We start from the raw sequence: 18,648 nt of genomic DNA, 5'->3' as shown, positions 1-18,648 counted from the left end.
CTCAGGCCACCAGGTAGCCGTCCACCCCCAGTTGGCGCACCCTGGCCACGACCTCGACGACCAGGGCCTCCGCGTCGACCTCCAGCAGCTGCGCGACGGCGCGGATGATGATCCCGAGCGGCAGCTCGCCGTCGCAGGCCCCCAGCACCCCGGCCAGCGCGGTGTCCGCCTCCAGCGCCCGGGCGAAGCCCTTCTGCTGGCGCAGCACCACGTGCTCCGGATCGGCCGCCCCGGGCCGGCCGTACGTCTCCTGGACGGTGTCGACCAGCCGCCAGGAGGTGGCCAGCAGCTCCTCGTCGGTGCGCCGCGACCACTCGACCCCGCGCTGCTGCCCGGCGAACGCCGGGCCCACGGGCTGGACAACGCTGTGCGGCCAGTCCTCCAGCTGCAGGGACGGGGCCTCGTGGCCCGCGTTGTGCAGGCTGATCCAGCCCATCCCCACCGCCTCGATGCCGAGCCGCTCGAAGTAGTCGACCCACTGGGCGTACCGGCCCGCGTACGCCTCGGAGCCGGCCAGGCCGGCGTCGTTGAGCCAGATCTCGATGTACTCGTACGGGTCCAGGACCTCGCGCTGCAGGACCAGCGCATCGCAGCCGGTCGGTTCGATCCAGCCACGCAGCCGATCGGTCCAGTCCTGTCCCCGGACGTGGGCCCAGTTCGCCAGCACCTGCAGCGTGCCGCCCTCGGACAGGTGGGGCGCGGCGCCCCGGACCACCTCGGCGACCAGGTCATCGGCGCCGAAGCCGCCCTCGCGGTAGGTCAGCCGATCCCCTTCGGCCTGCGGCGGTGCCATCACGTACGGCGGGTTGGTCACGACCAGGTCGAACTTCTCCCCCGCGACGGGCTCGTAGAGGCTGCCCTCGCGCAGCTCCACCCGCTCCTCCAGACCGTTCAGGCGCAGGGTGAGATCCGCCAGCCACAGGGCCCGCGGGTTGAGGTCGGTGGCGACGACCTTCTCGGCGTGGGTAGCCAGGTGCAGCGACTGGACGCCGCAGCCGGTCCCCAGGTCGAGGGCCCGGCCGACCGGGCGACGGATCGTCATCTGGGTCAGGGTGGCCGAGGCGGGGCTGGCGCCCAGCACGAAGTCCGGCCGGGTCGCGGTGACGTGGCCGTCCAGGCCGGGGACGTGGTCGGCGACCACCCAGCCGTCCACCGGCGCCCCGGAGGCCTCGTCGGCGCCGTACGGCCTCAGGTCCACCGTCGCGCGGATCCGTCCGGCGACCTCCTCCACCAGCCCGTCGGCCTGCAGGTCGCCGAGCAGGCCGGGCAGCGCATTCTCAGCCGCGTCCCGGCCGACCGTACGCTGCAGCACGAAGAGCCGCAGCAACGTGGCCTGGGGATCGTCGTCGCCACCGAGGGCACGCAGCGCGGCCAAGGTGGTGTTCCGGCCGAGGGCCGCCCCCGCCTGCTCCCCCAGCCGCTCACCGACCGCGTCCACGGTGAACTCCGCCCGGCGCAGGGCCTCGGCGAGACGGCGGGGGTCGACGGTGAAGGGGCTGTACTGGGGCATGGGGCCATCGTGGCACACCGGTCAGCTCTCGCTGAGGTAGCGCATGACGGCGAGCACCCGACGGTGCGAGTCGGAGCCCAACGGCAGGCCGAGTGCATCGTAGATCCGCGAGGTGTGCTGGACGACCGCCTTCTCGCTGAGGAACAGCTCCGTCGCGATCCTCGAGTTGCTGTGGCCCTGGGCCATCAGGGCCAGCACCTGCTGCTGGCGCGGGGTCAGGGCGCGTACGGCGCTGTCCGAGAGCTTGGCCCGGGCCACCATCACGGCGACCACGTCGGGATCCAGTGCCGTACCTCCGGCCACGACCTGCCGAAGCCCGGCCAGGAAGGTGTCCACATCCGCGATCCGCTGCTTGAGCAGGTAGCCGACCTTGCCATGGGAGGAGGCCAGGAGCTCGTGGGCGTAGCGCCGCTGGACGTGCTGGGACAGGACGACCACGGCGACGTCGGTGTGCTTCTCCCGGATCCGCAGCGCCGCCCGCAGGCCCTCGTCGGTATGGGTCGGCGGCATCCGGATGTCGGTGATCACCAGCTCCGGGCGGTGCCGGTCGACGGCCTCCTCCAGACCGGTGGCGTCGGAAGTCACCGCGACCACCTCGAACCCGCCGTCCTCGAGGACCAGCTGCAGTCCCCGGCGCAGCAGCACCTCGTCCTCCGCGAGGATCACGCGCATGGCAGGCCCGCCTCGATCCGTGTCCCGTCGCCGGGCTCACTGACGATCCTCAGGTAGCCGCCGAGGACGTCGATGCGGTCCGTCATCCCCCGCAGGCCGATGCCGTGGCCGGCGTTCGCGCCACCCACCCCGTCGTCACACACCTCGATCCGCAGCCAGCCGTCCTCCGACACCAGCCGCACCGACACGGACGAGGCGCCCGAGTGCTTCACCGCATTGGTCAGCGCCTCGGCGGTGACGAAGTAGGCAGTGCTCTCCAGGGCGGGCGCCTGCATCCGCTCGCCGATGTCGAGCGCCAGGGTCGTCGGGACGGGCATCCGATCCACCAGGTCCTCCACCGCCGCCCCTAGGCCACCCTCGATGAGCGATGCCGGCATGACGGCCGAGACGAGCTGGCGCAGGTCCGCAGCGGCGGCATCGATCCCCTGGCGCAGCCGGGTCGCGCGGTCCGCGGCAGCACTGGCGGTCGCGGGGGCGTTCGCCAGTTGCTGGGCCTCCAGGGCGAGCAGGACCAGTTGCACCTGCAACCCGTCGTGCAGGTTCTGGGCGATCCGTCGGCGCTCGCGGTCGGCCGCGTCGACCAGGCGCTCCCTGGATCGGCGCAGGGCGCGGTGGCTCTCGCGCAGCTCCGCCGTCAGCCGCTCCCGGTCCACGGCGATGGCGATCACCTGGCCCGCCGTCCGGACCAGCTCGGGATCACCGATCAGCAGCGAGTCGTAGTGGATGGCTCCCACAGTACGGCCCTCCAACTCGATGACGACGACGGCACGATCGGGACCGAGCTCGGTCGGGATCGGCACACCGCGTTCATCGACGAAGACGTGCCTCCGGGGCACCCAGAACGACAGGGTCAGGGACGGGTCGCCGAGCGTACGAGCGAGGGCCTGCGCCAGCGCCGGTCGGGTGCCGTCGGAGGCCCCGAGCCAGGTGCCCAGCTCCTCCAGCTCCCCGGTCCGGGCAAAACCACCCCGGAGCGTGCCGTAGGCGAAGGCCACCGGGATCCCGCCGAGGACGAGGAGTTGCAGGCCGGCCCGGATGGCGGGCGGGATACCGAACACCGGCCCGAGCACCAGGGATCCCAGGGGAATGAACAGGACGGCCAGCACGCCGTACGCGAACAGTGGCGCAAGGACCTTGCGGCGGGGGTGGTCGGCGCGGACCAGCCGTCGGAGGAGGACGACGGCGGTCGCCAGCATCACGGCGGCGCCGACGAACTGCTGGGTCCGCCCACCGAGGGCGACGGCGCCGGGCAGGTCGGCGATGACCAGTGAGGGGGCGGGTCCGTTCGGGTCGAACAGGTACCGCGGTGCCTGCAGCACCAGTGAGGTGACGTACCCGGCCGTTACCGTCGCCACCGAGACCGGCCCCTGCAACCGGCCGGAGGGGAAGGCATGCAGCAGGTGCACCATGACCGCCAGGATCAGGGTGGCACCGATGGTGCCGACGGCGGTGAGGACCGGCACGTCGGTGTTCTGCATGCTGCCCAGCCAGACGGCGAAGCCCCCGAACAGGATCAACGCACCGATCCGGTTGCTGGGGCGGCGGTACCACGCCCGGAGCCCGGCGCCGAGGAACGCCAGGAAGACCAGCGGGAACAGGGCGAGGATGTGCCCGACCGGGCCGTCCAGCGGCAGCAGCGCGGCGTTCAGCCCGGCCAGGACCAGGCCGGCACCCAGGATCGTGCCGAGGGACCTGTCGAACGAACGGGCGAGGGTGGACCGTACGACGGCGGGGCGCATGACCAGAAATCTAGTGCTGTCGGCGCGGCGTGAGCTACGTCTCGGCGACGTGGTCGCACCGCGGACGAGTTCGGTCGCAGCACCGAGGATCCCGGTCGCGCCGCGGACGACCTCGGTCACGTCAGGACGTGGGGTTCGGGGTGGAAGCAGCGACCATGCCTGCGCCGGCGGTTCGGGGCCTTCCGCAGATCACCGAGGTCCTCCGTTCGCTTCGCTGTTGGGGTGCCGACACGGCACGTGACCCATCGTGGCGGCCCGGGCCGAGGCACTCCATAGACCTGGGTCCCCAGTCGGCCTCGCTCCCCCGGCTGTCGTGGAGGCGGCCGAGGCGTGCCCGACGGGCCACTACTGTGAAGGCCATGGGGGAACGGCTGGACGACGGGGCGCTGCGGATCACGGTGCTGGACCACACAGCTGTCCTGGGCGGCGCCGAACTCGCGCTGGTCCGCCTCCTGGACCACCTCGACCCCGGGCTGCAGACCCGGACCGTGTTGTTCTCCGACGGGCCACTGGCTGCGAAGCTGGCCGAAGCAGGCCACCCGGTCGAGGTGCTGGCCCTCGATCCTGCCCTGGCGAACACGGACCGACACGAGGCCGGGCGGTCCCGACTCACTGCACTCGCCAATGCGATGAGGGTGCTGCCGTTCACGGTGCGGCTGGGCCTGCGCCTGCGGCGGCTGGCGCCCGACGTCATCTACACCACGTCCCTGAAGGCGGACCTGCTGGGCGTCCCGGCGGCCTGGATAGCCGGGGTTCCGTTGGTCTGGCACGTCCACGACCGGATCAGTCCCGACTACCTCCCGGGCCCGATGGTGCGGCTGCTACAGCTGCTGGCCCGCCGGGTCGTACGGCGAGTGGTCGTCAACTCCGAGGGCACGGCCGCCACCCTGCCAGGGATCCACCCGGCGATCGCCTACCCCGGCTACGACCCGGCGCAGGTGGGCCCTTCCCCCGCCGAACGTACGATCCCGACCCCCCCGGTGGTCGGGATCCTGGGCAGGATCAGCCCGACCAAGGGGCAGCTGGAATTCGTCCGGGCCGCCGAGCGGGTGCTCGCCAGGCACCCCGAAGCCAGGTTCCGGATCATCGGGGCACCGCTGTTCGGCGAGCAGGAGTACGCCGATCGGGTGCAGGCCGTGGCCCAGGAGCTGGGGATCGCCGACCGGGTGGAGTTCACCGGGTTCGTCGCCGACCCTGCGGCCGCGCTGGACGGGCTGACGGTGTGCGTGCACGCTTCCGGCCAGCCCGAGCCGTTCGGCCAGGTCATCGTCGAGGCGATGATCCGCGGCGTCCCGGTGGTCGCCACGCAGGGCGGTGGGGTGACGGAGATCGTCCGTCCCGACCCGGCCGCCGAGCCGCTGGGCTGGCTGGTGCCGCCGTACGACGTGGCGGCGCTCGCGGCCGCGATCGACGAGGTGCTGGAGGATCCGGCGGAGGCCGAGCATCGGGCCACGGCGGCCTGGCACTCTGCGCAGGAACGGTTCTCGGTGCATGACACAGCGGCGGTCGTCGCTTCGGTCCTGCGCGAGGCCGCGGCACGCCGCTGACCCGGCCCACCCTCAGCTGGCACTCTTCGACTGTCTGTGCCCCGACCTAGACTGACCGCGTGTTCCAGTCCTCCGACCCCCGCGTGAGCCACGTGCACCACGTTGCCGCGCGCTCCGGGCGAACCGCGCAATGGCCGGACTGGGCCCCCCTCGACGTCCTCGACTCCCTGGCAGACCTGGGCATCACCACGCCGTGGGAGCACCAGGTCCGGGCCATGGAGGCCGCGCATGCCGGGCGGCACGTGCTGCTGAGCACCGGCACCGCCTCCGGGAAGTCGCTGGCCTACCTGCTGCCCGTGGTCGCCGCCACCCGCGCCGACTGCGACGCCGGCGCACGGATCGGCAGCACCCTCGGGGCAGCCACGCCGATGCCCGGGGCCGCCGCCGCGCCCGGGGCCACGGCCCCCACGACCACGTCCGCCCCCACGTTGACCGCCACCCGCCCCCGCCTCACCGCCGCCCGCCTCCGCGCCGAGCTGGGCGCCGCCCGGAGGGAGGGCACGGCGATCTACCTCGCCCCGACCAAGGCCCTGGCCCACGACCAGCTGCGGGCCTGCCGTGACCTGCAGCTCGAGGACTGGCGGGTCTGCACCCTGGACGGGGACTCCGACGACGCCGAGCGGCGCTGGGCGCGCGACTTCGGCTCGTACGTCCTCACCAACCCCGACATGCTGCACTACTCCGTGCTGCCCAACCACACCCGCTGGGCCCGACTCCTCGGCTCGCTGCGCTACATCGTCGTCGACGAGTGTCACCGCTACCGCGGCGTCTTCGGCTCCCACGTCTCGGCGATCATCCGCCGCCTGCGCCGCCTGGCCGCGATGTACGGAGCCGAACCGGTGGTGATCGCCACCTCGGCCACCATCGACGGCGGCGCGGAGCTGCTCGGCCAACTCGCCGGCGTCCCGGGCGAGGACGTGCTGGCGGTGACCGAGGACACCTCCCCGCACGGGGCGGTCGACCTGGTGATGTGGCGCCCCGAGGCGCACCACGACACCGAGGCCGCCGAGATCCTGGCGGACTGCGTCACCGAGGGCCGCCAGACCGTCGCGTTCATCGCCTCCCGGGCGATGGCCGAACGGGTAGCGGTGAAGGCCCAGGAACTCCTCGGCCCGGCCGGACGGGTCGACGCGTACCGGGCCGGCTACCTGCCCCAGGACCGGCGGCGCCTGGAGCGGGACCTGCAGTCCGGCGCCCTGCACGGGGTCGCCGCCACGAACGCGCTCGAGCTCGGCGTCGACATCGCCGGCCTCGACGCCGTCATCGTCTCCGGCTACCCCGGCACCCGTGCCGCGCTCTGGCAACAGGCGGGACGGGCCGGCCGCCGCGGCAGCGACGCGCTGGTGTTCCTGGTCGCCCGGGAGAACCCGTTGGACGCCTACTTCTTCGCGCACCCCGACGAACTCCTCGACGGCTCGGTGGAGCGTACGGTGCTGGACCCGGCCAACCCGTACGTGCTGGGGCCGCACCTGGCCGCGGCGGCCCAGGAGGCGCCCCTGACGTCTGCGGACGTACGGTTCTTCGGCCCCCAGCTGGAGGCCATCGCCGACCTGCTGACCGCCCAGGGTGTGCTGCGCAAGCGGCGCGAGGGTTGGTACTGGACCCACCCGGAGCGGGCCGCGGCGATGATCGACATCCGCGGGTCGGGCGCGAAGGCGATCGACATCGTCGACCGGGACACCGGCCGGCTGGTCGGCGTCGCCGACGTCGGGTCGGCGGACCGGGCGGTCCATCCGGAGGCCGTCTACCTGCACCAGGGCGACTCCTGGATGGTCGACGCCCTGGACCTGGACAACTTCGAGGCGATCGTGCACCGCGACCGCCCCGGCTACACCACCCAGCCGGTCAGCACCATGGACATCGAGGTGCTCTCCACCGACGAGGTGCGCCCGTTCGGTGCTGCCGAGGTGTGCCGCGGCTCCGTACGCCTCACCAGCCAGGTGGTCGGCTACCTGCGACGCGACGAACTGACCGGCGAGGTCTGGGACCAGTCACCGATGGTGATGCCCGAGCACGCGCTGGAGACCCGGGCGATGTGGATCCGGATCCCTGCTGCCGTGGTCGCGGCGACCGGGCTGACCCAGACCCAGCTCGCCGGTGCGGTCCACGGCGCCGAGCACACCGCGATCGGCCTGCTGCCGATGTTCGCCTCGTGCGACCGCTGGGACATCGGCGGCGTCTCCACGGTCTTCCACCCCGACACCGGCATGGCCACGATCTTCGTCCACGACGGCCAGGCAGGCGGATCGGGCTACGCGACGCAGGGCTACCGGGTCGCCGAGCAGTGGTGGGGCGCGACGTACGAGCGGCTCAGCACTTGCCGGTGCTCCGGGGGCTGCCCCAGCTGCGTCCAGTCACCCAAGTGCGGCAACGGCAACCAGACCCTGGACAAGGACGCGGCGCGGATCCTGCTGCAGCATATGTTGCCAGCCGCGGATCGCAGGTAGAGGGAACGTGCACGAGCACACTCACCGGCCCATTCCCCATTGCGCAGCTTCGCTCAGTGCTCGATGGCGCAGGGACCCCCGACGGGCCGGTAGCCTGCTCCGGTGAAGCTTTTGAGTAGGTGGGTAGGAACACCACGAGGCATGAGCTCGGTGCTACTGGTGGCTATGGCCTATCAGCTGGTTTCAGGTTTTTCCATCCGTCCCACTGATTTCCACAAGTCGTATTGGCTCGTCAATTATGATTTCGGATTCACACGCCGAGGACTGGGCGGCGAGATCCTCCAGCTCTTGAGTGCCCCCCCCCTCTGGCATGCCCTCCCCTCAACTCATGTTCGCTGCTGTCTGGTCCACAGCCCTGATCCCCTCGGCTGCTCTGGCGCTACTGGTCCTTCTGCTGGTAAGGCGCGGGACGACGCAGACCATCGCACTCGCTGCATTGATAGCATGTAGCCCATGGACCTTTGACCCACTGTTCAGATATAGGACGCCCGACCAATTCGGTCTCGCATTCCTGATCGCCAGCGGCCTCGTTCTCTGGCGCACCAGCGGACGAGCACGCACGGCCTGGCTGGCGGTGCTCGGCCTGCTAGGCGCAGTGCTGACCTTGGTTCACGAAGCGACGATGGCTGTCTGGGGTATCTTTGCCCTCCTTCTCATCGTCCAGACGCCCGCATCGGTCGCTTCACGATTACGCGCCGTCATCCTCGTCTATTCGCCCGGTCTATTCGCCATGGCTTCGGTCATGGCGTTCGGTCGATCGGACGGCGACCTGGTGAGCCTGCTCCGTGGGCAGCCGACAACTGCAGTCTTCCTCGACCAGCAATTCGTGGGAACGCCGGGTTATGGAGGTGTCCTTGCGCACATGGGCGACAGCATCGCCGACTCGCTCGCATTGGTACACTCAATATCGCCCCTTCGGGCAATTCTGATGCTGAGTTGGGGCCTGATGCTCCTCCTCATCCACTACTCGTGGTTGAAGGGTGCATCCCCGTCGTTCCTGAGGGCCCTTCGCCCGTTGGATGAGTTGCCGCGGGCATGGATCGTCTGGGCCTCGTGGGCCATTTCTGGAGCGGCGGTCCTGTTCGTCTTCGCTACGGGCGTCGATTGGATCCGCTGGTTCTGCTCGGCAGGAACCAGCATCCTGGTGATCGGAGCCCTTTTACTACTCCGGCATCCGAACTCGGGCGATCGCACATGGACCGGAGACTTCTCACCCGCTCTGGTCGCCATTGGCGTCTACTTCGCGACCAGGCCCGTGCTGCCCCCCATGGGAACCGACAGCATCAAGGGGCTGCTCGACTGGTGGCTGTGACGGTCCCCAGCAGAAGATCGTCCCGATGGTCCGGCTTGGGCCCTCGGTGGCCACAGGTTCACCCGAGGGCCCTTACTGGCTCACTCCCCCGCGACCGCAGCCTTCAGCTGCTCCACCCGATCCGTACGCTCCCAGGTGAACTCCGGCAGCTCCCGGCCGAAGTGGCCGTACGCCGACGTCGCCTTGTAGATCGGGCGCTTCAGGTCGAGCTGGTCGACGATCGCGCCCGGACGCAGGTCGAAGACCTCACGGATCGCCGCCTGGATCTTCTCATCCGAGACGGTGCCGGTGCCGAAGGTCTCGACGAACAATCCGACCGGGCGGGCCCGGCCGATCGCGTACGCGGCCTGGATCTCGCAGCGCTTGGCCAGCCCGGCCGCGACGACGTTCTTGGCCACCCAGCGCAGCGCGTACGCCGCCGAGCGGTCCACCTTCGACGGGTCCTTGCCGGAGAACGCCCCGCCGCCGTGGCGGGCCATGCCGCCGTACGTGTCGACGATGATCTTGCGGCCGGTCAGGCCGGCATCGCCCATCGGGCCGCCGATGACGAACCGGCCGGTCGGGTTGACCAGCACCGTCATCTGGTCGGTCTCGAGGTCGAGGCCGGAGGCGGCGAGCACCGGGTCGATGACCTTGGTGCGGATGGTGTGCGCGAGCTCGGTCTGGGAGATGTCCTCGTCGTGCTGGGTCGACACGACGATGGTGTCGATCCCCACCGGCCGGTCCCCGTCGTACGCCACCGTGACCTGGGTCTTGCCGTCGGGGCGCAGGCCCAGCGCGATGCCCTCCTTGCGGACCCGCGCCAGCCGCTCGGCCAGCCGGTGCGCCAGGAAGACCGGCACCGGCATCAGCGTGGGGGTCTCGTCGGTCGCGTAGCCGAACATCAGGCCCTGGTCGCCGGCGCCCTGCAGGTCGTACGGGTCGTGGTCCTGGCTGTCGGCGCGGTACTCCAGCGACTTGTCCACGCCCTGGGCGATATCGGGCGACTGCTGGCCGATCGAGACGATCACCCCACAGGAGGCGCCGTCGAAGCCCACCCGCGAGGAGGTGTAGCCGATCGACTGCAGTTGCTGGCGGATGATCGCCGGGATCTCGACGTACGCGCTGGTCGTCACCTCGCCGACGACGTGCACCAGGCCGGTGGTGGTCAGGGTCTCGACGGCCACACGCGCCTGCGGGTCCTGCTCGAGCATCGCGTCCAGGATGGCATCCGAGATGCGGTCGCAGACCTTGTCCGGGTGGCCCTCGGTGACCGACTCGGACGTGAAGAGGCGCATGTTGGTGTAAGGCACGGGATCGATCCTAGGACCCCCACACCAGGAACCGCGATCGGTCCAGCATGGTCCAGCACCGTCAGTCGCGCGCGGCCTTCGCGGCGACCCTCGCCTCGAACCTGGCCTTGTCGATGATCGCGCGCTGGTGCGTACCCTCACCGATCTGCCCGTCGTCGTCCCGCAGGACCACGTGGAAGCTCACCATCCGGCCCTCCACCCCGGTCACCTCGGCGGTCGCCGTCACGGTCATCCCGACCGGGGTGGCGGCGGTGTGGTCGAAGCGGACGTCGGTGCCCACGCTGGATTCGTTCGGCTCGAGGAAGTCGGCGAGGGCGCCCATCGCGGCGCACTCGGCGAGGCCCACCATGTAGGCGGTCGCGAAGACGCGAGGCATCTCGGCAAACCCTGGGTACTTCGCCGAGACCGCCGGGACGGTGAGTGAATCGTCCACCTCGACCGACACGGTGGCCGTCTGTCCGGGGGCAAGTCCTGGCTTCATCGTCGGGCTCCTTCTGCGTTCATCGGCTTCTGGTTCATCGGCTTCTGCGTTCATCGGCTTCCGGTTCGTCGGCTTCTGGTTCATCGGCTTCTGGTTCATCGGCTTCTGGCTCATCGGCTCAGCGCAGGCGACGGTCGTTCGGCCCGTGGATCCGCAACCAGTGGTGGCCGTAGCCCTCCACCGGCACGGTCAGCCTGCCCCTGCTCTCCGTGCTGAGCTCGAGGTCGGAGAAGAGGTCGACGATGTCGGTCCCCCCGTCGACGCCCTCCAGGGTGACGGTGATCTCCGTCGCCTCCGGCCCCAGGTTGTGCACCAGCACGGTGCTGGCGACGTCGCCGTCCAGTTGTTCCCAGGTGCAGCGGTGGACGAGCACGGAGGGCGCGTCGTGGTCCAGCACCTCGTACCTGCCCATGCCCAGCTCGGGACACTCGCGGTAGCGGCCGGCCAGCAGGGTGATGAAGGAGAGCAGGGACTCGGGATCCTTGCGCTGGCTCGCGGCGTTGATGTGCGCGGGTCCGTACGGCCCCTCGACGATCGGCGCGACGAGCCGGGACGGCTGGGTCCGCGAGAAGCCCGCGTTCTTCCCCGAGGTCCACTGCATCGGCGTCCGTACGGCCATCCGGCCCGGCACCTCGAGGTTCTCGCCCATGCCGATCTCCTCGCCGTAGAAGAGCGCCGGGGTGCCGGGGAGGGCGAAGAGCAGGGAGTAGACCATCTTGAGCCGCCGGGGATCACCGTTCAGCATCGGGGGGAGCCGGCGGCGGAGGCCTCGTCCGTAGAGCTGCATCTCCGGCTCGGGACCGAAGGCGTCGAACACCTCCTGGCGCTCCTCGTCGGTGAGCTTGTCGAGGGTGAGCTCGTCATGGTTGCGGACGAAGTTGGCGTACTGGGTGTGCGGCTGGATGACCGGTCGTTTGCGCAGGCAGTCGGCCACCGGTCCGGCGTCCCGGCGGGCGAGGGACAGGTACAGCTGCTGCATCAGCGGGAAGTCGAACATCATGGTGAGCTCGTCACCGTCGGTCCCGCCGAAGAAGGCGACCTGGTCCTTGTACGGAAGGTTCACCTCGCCCAGCAGGATGGTGTCGCCCCGGCGCCGGGACATGAAGGCCTTGAGCGCCCGGAGGTGCTCGTGCGGGTCCCCGTACCCCTGGGTGTCCGCCTTCCTGATGCCCTTCGTCTCGATCAGGAACGGGACGGCGTCCACCCGGAAGCCGTCGAGGCCCAGCTCCATCCAGAATCCGATGATCTTGGCGATCTCGTCCTGGACCTTCGGGTTGGCGATGTTCAGGTCGGGTTGCTGCCGGTAGAAGTTGTGCAGGTACCACTCACCGGTCTTCTCGTCCAGCTGCCAGATCGAGTCCTCCTGGTCTGGGAAGACGACCTGGTCGGAGGTGTCCGGAGGCTCGGTGTCACGCCAGACGTAGAAGTCCCGGTACGGGTTGGTGGTGGACGAACGGGACGCCCGGAACCACGGATGCCGGTCTGAGGTGTGGTTGACCACCAGGTCTGCGATCACCCGCATCCCCCGGTCCTTGGCCGTCCGCACCAGTTCGACCAGGTCACCGAAGGACCCGAGAGCCGGATCGACCGCGTAGAAGTCGGTGATGTCGTAGCCGTCGTCGCGACCGCCGTTGGGATAGAACGGCATCAACCACAGGCACGTCACCCCCAACTCGTTGAGGTAGTCGATCCGGCTGGCGACCCCGTCGAAGTCGCCGATGCCGTTGTCGTCGCCGTCCATGAAGGTCTTCACGTCCAGGCAGTAGATGACCGCCGTCTTCCACCACAGGTCAGAGGTCTCGGTCGTACGCACGTCACATGTCTACCGGTTGGGCCGAGACAGGACAAGGGTTCCCCGGCGCCTCGTGGTCAGCGCTGGACGGCCAGCCGGTCGGCCAGCTCGCGTGCCCAGGCGTCGACCTTGTCCCAGTCCCGGAAGTCCCCCTTCGGGGCGTTGTTCAGGCGCGCCACGATCCGCTCCCACCAGGTCCGCGACCCCGGGTCGTACGTGCCGGGGAACACGATGCTGGCGAACGGCGGCTCGGGGAGCACCGCCGCGAGCTGGTCCGGGTAGGCGAGGGCGGCCGCCCTCGCCTCGGGGTCCTCGGAGAGGGCGCTCAGGCAGACGGCGAACACCCCGACCGGCCGACCCAGCAAGTGCCCCTGGCGGGCGATCACCCACTCCCCGCCGGCCGGGTAGACGCTGCCGTTCAGGACCCCGGAGCCGACCACCACCGCCTCGTACGCCGCGGGGTCCGGGTTGTCCTGGACCGCGACGACGGTGACCTGGTGCCCGGCCTCGGTCAGGCGGGCGCCGATCCGCTCGGCGATCGTCTGGGTGGTGCCGCCCTTCGTGGCGAAGGCCACCAACATCCTCGTCATGCATCCTCCTGCGAGCGCGGTCGTCCGATGCGTACGCCCCCACCGTAGGCGCGACCGCGAAGCCCGACGATCGGGCACATCACCCCTGTCCCCCTGACCGCCCGACGCCGACAAGGGTCACTGGAGCACTGGCACCTCGCCCCGGGCCATCTCGGCCGCCTCGTCGAACTCCGCCTCGATCTCCACGTCGGGACGGTAGGTGGCCAGGGACACGGCGATCGCCACGACCAGGTTGAGCACGAAGCCCGGCAGGATCTCGTACAGCCCGAAGATGCCGCCGTTGACCGACAGGGCCTTCCAGGCGAAGACCGTGACGACACCGGCGACCATGCCCGCCCCGGCGCCGGCGGCGGACAGCCGGCGCCAGAACAGCGACAGGATGATGGTCGGGCCGAAGCCCGCCCCGAAGCCGGCCCACGCGAAGGCGACCAGCCCGAGAATGGTGTCGGAGCGCTGCCAGGCGAGCAGGGCCGCGACCAGCGAGACCACCAGCACGCCGGCCCGGCCCAGCCAGACCCCGGCGCCCGGGCTGAGCTGGCGCTTGTAGAACGCGAAGTAGATGTCCTCGACCAGGGCCGAGGAGGTGACCAGCAGCTGGGAGGAGATGGTCGACATGATGGCGGCCAGGATCGCTGCCAGCATGAAGCCGGCGACCAGCGGGTGGAACAGCAGCTGGCCCAGCGAGATGAAGACGCCCTCCGGGTTGGCCAGCCGGCCGGCATCGTGCTGGTAGACGGCGATGCCGACCAGGGCTGTCGCCACCGCCCCGAGGCAGGACAGCACCATCCAGCCGATGCCGATCCGGCGGGCATTGGTGGCCTCCTTCGGGGAGGTCAGCGCCATGAAGCGGACCAGGATGTGCGGCTGGCCGAAGTAGCCCAGGCCCCAGGCGAGGGCGGAGATGACGCCGATGACGGTACCGCCCTGGACCATGCTGAACAGGTTGGGGTCGATCGCCGTGATCGCGTCGACCATCCGGCCCGGACCGCCGAGGTGGATGATGCCCACGATCGGCAGCAGCACCAGGGCGACCACCATCATCATGCCCTGCACCACGTCGGTCCAGGACACCGCCAGGAAGCCGCCGACCAGGGTGTAGAGCACCGTCACCCCGGCGACGACGAGCATCCCGGTGTAGTAGTTCACCCCGAAGGACGCCTCGAAGAAGGTGCCGCCCGAGACCATGCCGGAGGAGACGTAGAAGGTGAAGAACACCAGGATCACCGCGCCGGCGACCAGTCGCAGCAGGTGCGTCCGGTCCCGCAGCCTCGAGCCGAGGAACGAGGGGATGGTGATCGAGTCGCCGGAGACCTGGGTGTAGGAGCGCAGCCGCGGCGCGACGACCTTCCAGTTCGTCCACGCCCCGATGGTCAGCCCGACGGCGATCCAGCCCTCGATCAGGCCGTGCAGGTAGACGGCACCGGGCAGGCCCATCAGCAGCCAGCCGGACATGTCGGCCGCGCCGGCCGAGAGGGCCGACACCAGCGGGCCGAGTCGGCGCCCGCCGAGCATGTAGTCGTCCAGGTCCTCGGTCCGGCGGTTGGCGACGAAACCGATCATCACCATCGCCACCAGGTAGATGACCATCGACAGCATCTGCCAGTTCTGGTCGGTCATGGCTCTCCTCCCGCGTACGACCTGTTGTCGTACGCTGCGCGCCACAGATTATCCCGATCGGGACTGACCGACGCATATGCGAGGTCGGTCGGGACTACCGTCGTTGCATGAGCCTGCAGTCCGGCACCGTACGAATCCTCGACGACTGGTTGCTCCGCACCCAGCGTGCCGCCCGGGTGCCCTCGTTGTCGGCAGCGATCGCCCGCGGCGGACAGACGGTGTGGACCGGTTCGGTCGGCGTCGCCGCCCCCGGTGGCTCGCCGGCCACCGCCCGGACCCGGTACAAGATCGGCTCGATCACCAAGCCTGTGGTGGCGATCGGCGTACTGCAATTGGTCGCCGAGGGGCGGATCGGGCTGGAGGCGCCGCTGGGCGACGTCCTGCCGGACGCCCCCTCCCCCGCCGCCTCCGTGGCCGAGTACCTGTGCCACACCGCCGGGCTCTCGGCCGAGCCCTCCGGCCCGTGGTGGGAGCGCTCCCCGGGCCCTACCTGGGCTGAGCTGGTCGCGGCGGTCCCCCCGCTGCTGACCGCCCCGGGCCGGCGCCACCACTACTCCAACACCGGGTACGCCGTGCTGGGCCACCTGCTGGAGGTGCTCGACGGGGAGCCCTGGGACCGGGTCGTGGCGCGCCGGGTCCTGGAGCCGCTGGGCATGGCCGGCACCGGGCGGTCGGCCGACGAGGACTGCGCGGTCGGGGTGGCGGTGCACCCGTACGCCGATGCCTGGCATCCCGAGCCCACCCCCGACCAGCGCGCGATGGGGCCGGCCGGGGAACTGTGGTCCACCCCCGGCGACCTGGTCCGGCTCGGGTCCTGGACCCTGGGTCTGCCGGCGGGCGGACCGGACCTGCTGCCCGCCGACCTGGCCGCCCAGATGCACGAGCCGCGGGCCCTGGCCGACTCCCCCGGCGCCGGCTGGACCGCCGCACAGGGCCTGGGCCTGCAGGTCTGGAACATCGCGGGCCAGCGCCAGTGGGGCCACGGCGGCTCGGTCCCCGGCTTCACCGCCGAACTGCGCTGCGACCCGGGGGCCGGCGACGTCGCTGCCCTGTGCTCGTCGGCCACCCATGCCGTCGGGGCCGGGGCCGAGCTGCTGGCCCTGCTCGCGGCGACCGAGCCCGCCCCCGTCCGTCCCTGGCACCCGCACCCGGACCAGGCCGAGCTCACGCCGCTGTGCGGGACCTGGTACTGGGGGCCCAACCCGTACGTGCTCACCGCCCTGACCGCCGCGTCGCCGGACCAGCGGGTCCGGCTCTCCCTGGCCCCGCTCGGGGCCGGCCGGCGCACCACCACGTTCGAGCGTGACCGGGACGGGCGGTGGATCGGTGTCGAGGGCGACTACTGGGTCGGGGAGGAACTGCGCCCGCTGACCCGTGCCGACCACGAGCCGTCCGCGCTCGACGCGCCGGGGGCCTTCCAGACCCCGTACGCGATCGACATCGCGACCTTCCACTTCACCCGGCTGCCGTACGAGCCGGGCACCGACGTCCCGGGCGAGGCCCCCGGGGACGCCTGGCGCTGAACGCGCAGCGGCCCCGGCCACCCATCGGTGGTCGGGGCCGCTGCGGCGTACGTGGCCCGAGGGCCTCTGGTCACTCGGCGGAGATGCCCACGGCGGACTCGCGCGCCTGGCGCTCCTCCACGCGACGGGTACGGATGTCGTTGAGGCGCGCCTTGGCGCTCTCCGCGGCCCGGCGGACGGTGTCCTCCAGGTTGGGCTGCTCCAGGGCCGCCAGCGCCTCGGCCTCGGCGGCCTCACGGGCATCGACCTCGGTACGCCACTTCTGGGCGAACTCCTCCAGGACGACGACCTCGCCGTCCACCAGCTGGTTGACGTAGTCGACGCAGCGTCGGAAGACGCCCTGCCAGGCCGTGGGGCTGGCCGGGTAGGTGGGGACCGCCGGGTCGAGCAGGACGTCGACCTGGGGAGCGCCCTGGCCACCGGCCGACTTGTAGAACAGGTGGAAGCGGCCACCCTGGTTCCACTTCCCGTCGGGGAACAGCAGGAGGCCGGAGCCGGTGGTCAGGTTGTTCCACTCGGCGGTGGGCATACCACCCGCGTCATCGATCCCTAGCAGGGAGATGTTCGCCCACCGACCGCTGGGCGCTCCTTGGGTGTAGATCCAAGATCCGGTCATCGTCATCGATCCGTTCTCCCTCTGCCGCCGAGAGGCGCGCGTCATGCTGTGGGGACGACGATACCGGGCCGAGGACCGGACCGTGCAACGTGCGGTCCGGTCCCGGCATCCGGGAAGGTACCCGGGGGTCATCCGGGCGGGCATCCTGACGTGCCCGAAGGGGGTGCCCCGACGCCCCTGCTCGGGATGTGGAACGACCACCGGGACCGCCCGATCGTCGTCGTTGCGTGGATCGGGGACCCTCGGACGGCCTCCGGACCCCCCGATTTCACATTTGGATCCGAGGTGCGTTATAGTTCTCGAGCTGCCGGAAACGGCGGCAAGGTCACTCAGGAACTGGTTCCCGGAGACTGATTGGCCCCGTAGCGCAGTTGGTTAGCGCGCCGCCCTGTCACGGCGGAGGTCGCGGGTTCGAGTCCCGTCGGGGTCGCGAGGACGGTGAGACGAACGAGTCGCTCGTGTCACCGTTTTTGTATTGGAGGCTTCGCCTTCTGGCCAGGTAGCTCAGCTGGTAGCAGCGTTCGCCTGAAAAGTGAAAGGTCACCGGTTCGATCCCGGTCCTGGCCACCACGAGAGGGTCGCACCACGGTGCGGCCCTTCTTGCTTGCCTGCGCACCCCTCCCTCGAAGACGCCCGAGCCACGTCTCCAGCACGCCGCTCCAATGCCACCCGAGCGCCGGCTCCGGCGCACATCCGGACTACGGGGCGTGTAGGAGATGACGGATTCTCCGACTAGAATCCGACCATGGCGCACGAAACGTTCACCAAGGAATCCCGGACCGCCCCGGAGGGTTACTTCGAGGTCGAGGCAGCCGGTCTGCGGTGGCTCGCGGCAGCCGGCGCCGGCGCTGCCCAGGTCGTCCGGGTGCGCTCGGTCGAGGAGGGCAGGATCATCCTCGACAACGTCGTCAACGCCCGCCCCTCACTGGCTGCTGCCGAGGCCTTCGGCCATGCCCTGGCCCGGACCCACGCCGCCGGCGCGGCCGCCTTCGGCCAGGGCCCGGACGGCTGGGAAGGCGACGGGTACATCGGCGCCCAGGAGATGTCGCTGGTCCCCGAGGAGAGCTGGGGCGTCTTCTACGCCGAGCAGCGGCTGCTGCCGTACGCCCAGGCCGCCCACTCGGTGGGTAACCTGGATACCTCCGGGCTGCGGACGATCGAGCGGATCGCCAGCCGGATCGCCGACGGCGTGTTCGACGACGGCCGCCCGCCTGCCCGGATCCACGGCGACCTGTGGGCCGGGAACATCCTGTGGTCCCCGAAGGGCGTGGTGATGATCGACCCGTCCGCGCACGGCGGCCACGGCCTGACCGACCTGGCCATGCTGTCCCTGTTCGGTGCCCCGCACATCGAGGCCATCCTGGACGCGTACGCCGAGAGCGCCCGCCTCGAGCCCGGCTGGCGGGGACTGGTCCCGCTGCACCAGCTCTACCCGCTGCTGGTGCACTCGGTCACCCACTCGGCGGCGTACGGCACGCAGGCCGTCCGCGCCGCCGAGCGGTACCTCTGA

The 18,648-nt window shown here is 70.7% G+C and carries 14 protein-coding genes and 2 tRNA genes; 7 read left to right on the top strand and 9 right to left on the bottom strand.

The genetic code is table 11. The features are described 5' to 3' along the window. Position 1: 1 nt before the first annotated feature. From GA0111570_RS00645 to GA0111570_RS00635, 3 genes are read right to left on the bottom strand one after another with little or no spacing between them, the layout of a single operon-like run. Positions 2 to 1,510, bottom strand: a complete 1,509-nt coding sequence (locus GA0111570_RS00645; RefSeq protein ID WP_092605342.1) for a DUF7059 domain-containing protein — start codon at positions 1,508 to 1,510, stop codon at positions 2 to 4. A 21-nt stretch (positions 1,511 to 1,531) separates the two neighbouring features. Continuing rightward, complete coding sequence (locus tag GA0111570_RS00640) at positions 1,532 to 2,182, bottom strand: response regulator transcription factor (RefSeq protein ID WP_092605340.1); 651 nt, start codon at positions 2,180 to 2,182, stop codon at positions 1,532 to 1,534. Further along, positions 2,173 to 4,041, bottom strand: a complete 1,869-nt coding sequence (locus GA0111570_RS00635; RefSeq protein ID WP_139283103.1) for an ATP-binding protein — start codon at positions 4,039 to 4,041, stop codon at positions 2,173 to 2,175. The genes GA0111570_RS00640 and GA0111570_RS00635 overlap by 10 nt, the downstream gene beginning before the upstream one ends. 239 nt (positions 4,042 to 4,280) lie before the next feature. Between GA0111570_RS00635 and GA0111570_RS00630 the strand changes: the two genes are divergently transcribed. The 3 genes from GA0111570_RS00630 (at position 4,281) to GA0111570_RS00620 (ending at position 9,227) form a co-directional block, all read left to right on the top strand. Then, positions 4,281 to 5,468: a glycosyltransferase gene (locus GA0111570_RS00630; RefSeq protein ID WP_175557254.1), complete on the top strand. Its 1,188-nt coding sequence runs from the start codon at positions 4,281 to 4,283 to the stop codon at positions 5,466 to 5,468. Between the two features lie 59 nt (positions 5,469 to 5,527). Continuing rightward, positions 5,528 to 7,915: a DEAD/DEAH box helicase gene (locus tag GA0111570_RS00625; RefSeq protein WP_092605334.1), complete on the top strand. Its 2,388-nt coding sequence runs from the start codon at positions 5,528 to 5,530 to the stop codon at positions 7,913 to 7,915. Between the two features lie 328 nt (positions 7,916 to 8,243). Beyond that, positions 8,244 to 9,227, top strand: a complete 984-nt coding sequence (locus tag GA0111570_RS00620; RefSeq protein ID WP_139283102.1) for a hypothetical protein — start codon at positions 8,244 to 8,246, stop codon at positions 9,225 to 9,227. 80 nt (positions 9,228 to 9,307) lie between these two features. Here GA0111570_RS00620 and metK read toward each other — a convergent pair whose 3' ends face one another. The 5 genes from metK to putP all read right to left on the bottom strand — a co-directional run bounded on the left by metK (position 9,308) and on the right by putP (position 14,999). Further along, the gene (gene metK / locus GA0111570_RS00615; protein ID WP_092605965.1) at positions 9,308 to 10,504 is read right to left on the bottom strand and encodes a methionine adenosyltransferase; all 1,197 of its coding nucleotides are present in this window, start codon (positions 10,502 to 10,504) and stop codon (positions 9,308 to 9,310) included. A 76-nt stretch (positions 10,505 to 10,580) separates the two neighbouring features. Beyond that, a complete protein-coding gene (locus tag GA0111570_RS00610) occupies positions 10,581 to 11,000 on the bottom strand; it encodes a thioesterase family protein (RefSeq protein WP_092605330.1) in 420 nt (139 codons plus the stop codon). A 118-nt stretch (positions 11,001 to 11,118) separates the two neighbouring features. Next, positions 11,119 to 12,813 carry an alpha-amylase family protein gene (locus GA0111570_RS00605; RefSeq protein ID WP_092605328.1) on the bottom strand — a complete coding sequence of 565 codons (1,695 nt, stop codon included), beginning with the start codon at positions 12,811 to 12,813 and terminating at the stop codon, positions 11,119 to 11,121. Between the two features lie 56 nt (positions 12,814 to 12,869). Next, complete coding sequence (locus tag GA0111570_RS00600) at positions 12,870 to 13,382, bottom strand: flavodoxin domain-containing protein (RefSeq protein WP_092605326.1); 513 nt, start codon at positions 13,380 to 13,382, stop codon at positions 12,870 to 12,872. Positions 13,383 to 13,499: 117 nt separating this feature from the next. Beyond that, a complete protein-coding gene (gene putP, locus GA0111570_RS00595) occupies positions 13,500 to 14,999 on the bottom strand; it encodes a sodium/proline symporter PutP (RefSeq protein WP_092605324.1) in 1,500 nt (499 codons plus the stop codon). A gap of 107 nt (positions 15,000 to 15,106) precedes the next feature. On the opposite strand from putP, the gene GA0111570_RS00590 reads away from it, so the two are divergent. Continuing rightward, positions 15,107 to 16,522 (top strand): serine hydrolase domain-containing protein, encoded by a 1,416-nt coding sequence (locus GA0111570_RS00590; RefSeq protein ID WP_092605322.1) that lies wholly within the window; start codon positions 15,107 to 15,109, stop codon positions 16,520 to 16,522. A gap of 70 nt (positions 16,523 to 16,592) precedes the next feature. On the opposite strand, the gene GA0111570_RS00585 is transcribed toward GA0111570_RS00590, so the two are convergent. Beyond that, the gene (locus tag GA0111570_RS00585) at positions 16,593 to 17,138 is read right to left on the bottom strand and encodes a hypothetical protein (protein ID WP_139283101.1); all 546 of its coding nucleotides are present in this window, start codon (positions 17,136 to 17,138) and stop codon (positions 16,593 to 16,595) included. A 356-nt stretch (positions 17,139 to 17,494) separates the two neighbouring features. Here GA0111570_RS00585 and GA0111570_RS00580 point away from each other — a divergent pair. The 3 genes from GA0111570_RS00580 (at position 17,495) to GA0111570_RS00570 (ending at position 18,648) form a co-directional block, all read left to right on the top strand. Beyond that, positions 17,495 to 17,568 (top strand) — tRNA-Asp (locus tag GA0111570_RS00580). A 63-nt stretch (positions 17,569 to 17,631) separates the two neighbouring features. After that, positions 17,632 to 17,708, top strand: a tRNA-Phe gene (locus GA0111570_RS00575). 175 nt (positions 17,709 to 17,883) lie between these two features. After that, positions 17,884 to 18,648 carry a fructosamine kinase family protein gene (locus GA0111570_RS00570; RefSeq protein WP_092605318.1) on the top strand — a complete coding sequence of 255 codons (765 nt, stop codon included), beginning with the start codon at positions 17,884 to 17,886 and terminating at the stop codon, positions 18,646 to 18,648.

The organism is Raineyella antarctica, from assembly GCF_900092135.1.
Classification (GTDB): domain Bacteria; phylum Actinomycetota; class Actinomycetes; order Propionibacteriales; family Propionibacteriaceae; genus Raineyella; species Raineyella antarctica.
The sequence above is the reverse complement of the archived record's forward strand: the minus strand, read 5'-3'. Positions and strand labels throughout refer to the sequence as shown.